Source organism: Rhodococcus sp. (in: high G+C Gram-positive bacteria), from assembly GCF_049286785.1.
Lineage (GTDB): Bacteria > Actinomycetota > Actinomycetes > Mycobacteriales > Mycobacteriaceae > Rhodococcus_F.
The window spans coordinates 1-2,202 of record NZ_JBAQEO010000935.1 but is presented as its reverse complement, the minus strand read 5'-3'; the positions used below and the strand labels follow the sequence as shown (position 1 = coordinate 2,202).

The 2,202-nt window shown below is 63.3% G+C and carries 3 protein-coding genes; all 3 read left to right on the top strand.

All coding sequences use genetic code 11. From position 1 onward, the window contains the following. Nucleotides 1–152 precede the first annotated feature (152 nt). The gene (locus tag WAW17_RS33930; protein WP_422337208.1) at nucleotides 153–1,220 is read left to right on the top strand and encodes an IS630 family transposase; all 1,068 of its coding nucleotides are present in this window, start codon (nucleotides 153–155) and stop codon (nucleotides 1,218–1,220) included. A gap of 129 nt (nucleotides 1,221–1,349) precedes the next feature. Further along, the gene (locus tag WAW17_RS33925) at nucleotides 1,350–1,820 is read left to right on the top strand and encodes a DUF6788 family protein (RefSeq protein WP_422337207.1); all 471 of its coding nucleotides are present in this window, start codon (nucleotides 1,350–1,352) and stop codon (nucleotides 1,818–1,820) included. After that, nucleotides 1,750–2,202 (top strand): transposase (locus tag WAW17_RS33920; protein ID WP_422337206.1); only part of this gene is annotated, 453 nt, incomplete at its 3' end. The genes WAW17_RS33925 and WAW17_RS33920, both read left to right, overlap by 71 nt.

Here is a 2,202-nt window from a genome sequence, read left to right as displayed (position 1 = left end):
CCCGAGAATCGTGCTGACGACGGAGGACATGCGACGCATCCGGGGGCTCTGCGTGACGACCGCCTGCCGGCAGGACGTGGACGCTCGTTCCCGCCGGCCTCGCTAGTGCCTCGTACCATTGATTTCGAAACCATGGAGTGGCATCATCATGCATGCGCTCCAAAGATCCTGTTCGACTCACACCTCAAGACCGACAGGTGCTTGAGGCCCGAGTTCGCTCTCGCAACGGCCGAGCCGACGAGGCGCGTCGAGCCAGGGTGGTGTTGATGCTGGCCGATGGTGAGACCTACGATGGCATCCAAGAGGCGGTCGGCTGCGGCAGGGCGTACGTCAGCCGGTGGCGGGGGCGCTTTCTTGAGCAGGGCGTAGCAGGGATGTACGCCCGGCACAAAGGTCGCAAGCCGACGGCCATGACGCCGAGGATGCAGGCGCGGATCTTGGCGCGGACGCAGCGCAAGCCCGAGGACGGCTCGACTCACTGGAGTACTCGCAAGCTCGCGAGGTCGCTTGGGGTCAGCCATATGCTGGTCCAACGAGTCTGGAGCCGAGCGAGCATCAAGCCGCACCGGACCAAGAGCTACATGATCTCGGACGACCCCGACTTCGAGAACAAGGCCGCCGACGTGATTGGCCTCTACCTCAACCCTCCCCAGCACGCTGCCATCTTCTCGTTGGATGAGAAGACGCAAGTCCAGGCGCTCGACCGTTTGGATCCCGTGCTGCCCCTCTCGCCTGGGCGGCTGGAGCGGCACGGATTCGAGTACTACCGGCACGGAACCCTGTCTCTCTATGCGGCGTTGAACACGCGTACCGGCAAAGTGCTCGGCGCTCCCGTTGACCGGCACAACAGTGCTGCTTTCGTGGCCTTCCTGGAGAGTCTCCTCGCCGTTGTGCGCCCGAAGGAACAGGTCCACGTCATCTTGGACAACCTCTCGGTTCACAAGAGCCGCCACGTGCAGCGCTTCCTCGCAGAGCACCCCAGGCTCCACTTCCACTTCACGCCGACCTACTCGTCGTGGCTGAATCAAGTCGAGATCTGGTTCTCCAAGATCGAGCGCGATGTGATCGCGCGCGGCGTCTTCACATCCGTCAAGGACCTCGCACGGAAGCTCATGCGCTATCTCAAGCGTTACAACCAACGCGCGAAACCCATCAAGTGGCGTTACTCCGATCCTTCGCACAGAATCCACGGTTCCGTTTTGCCGGTTACAGGCCACTAGCTAGCTACTTCCCGGTGCGAAATAGGGGTCGGAAGTCCCTTCTCTAGAATCTCGAGGGCAGCGCAAAGGGGGCAGATCGTGAACTTTCGGCTGGACGGGGCGAGCCTCGTTCAGTTATCCTCCTAATCGATGAGGTCGATTAGGAGCATCCGGCAAGCCCAGCAGCGGCTGCTGCGCGAGATGGCCGGCTTGGCCGAGCGGGCGATCTTCGGATCCTTGTCCGAGACCTACCGTACGTGCGGCCAGCCGGGCTGTCGCTGCAAGCAGGGCGAGAAGCATGGGCCGCATCTGTACATCAGCTTCCGAGGTGAGGAGGGCAAGACCACGGGCTACTACGTGCCGCAAGCGCTCGGCGCGGCGGTACGGGATGGTATTGAGGCATGGAAGCAGTTCCAGGCCCGCGCTCGTGAGCTCGCCGAGCTGAATCGGGAGCGTCTATGGGTGTCGCATGCTTCGCCTGCAGGGGCCGCCCGGGTGCGGAGGAAGAAGGATGATCCGCCGCAGCCACGTGCAACGAAGCGTCTTCGAGGTGCTGCTACCGGACGGAGAGAAGCTCTGGAGTCCGGTCTTGCGCCGGATCGACGAGGTTCTCGAGGATGAGAGGCTGGTCGACGCCGTGGTCGAGGCACTCGAGCGTCGACGGCCGGGCAGCCGAAAGAAGGGTCGACCCGGGACGCCGGCCGACGTGGTGCTGAGGATGCTGGTGCTGAAGCATCTGTACGACTGGAGCTTCGATGAGTGCGAGCGTGAGGTCCGCGGCAGCCTCGTCTGGCGGGCGTTCTGCCGCATCGACTGCGAGATCGTGCCGGACGCGAAGACCCTAATCCGGCTGTCTCACGCCTTGGGAGAGGACACCTTGAAGAAGATCCTCGAGCGCCTGGTGGGCATCGCTTGTCAGAGGAAGATCGTGCGGGGACGAGCCCTCCGCGTCGACACCACGGTCGTGGAGACGAACATTCACTACCCGACGGACAGCAGCCTT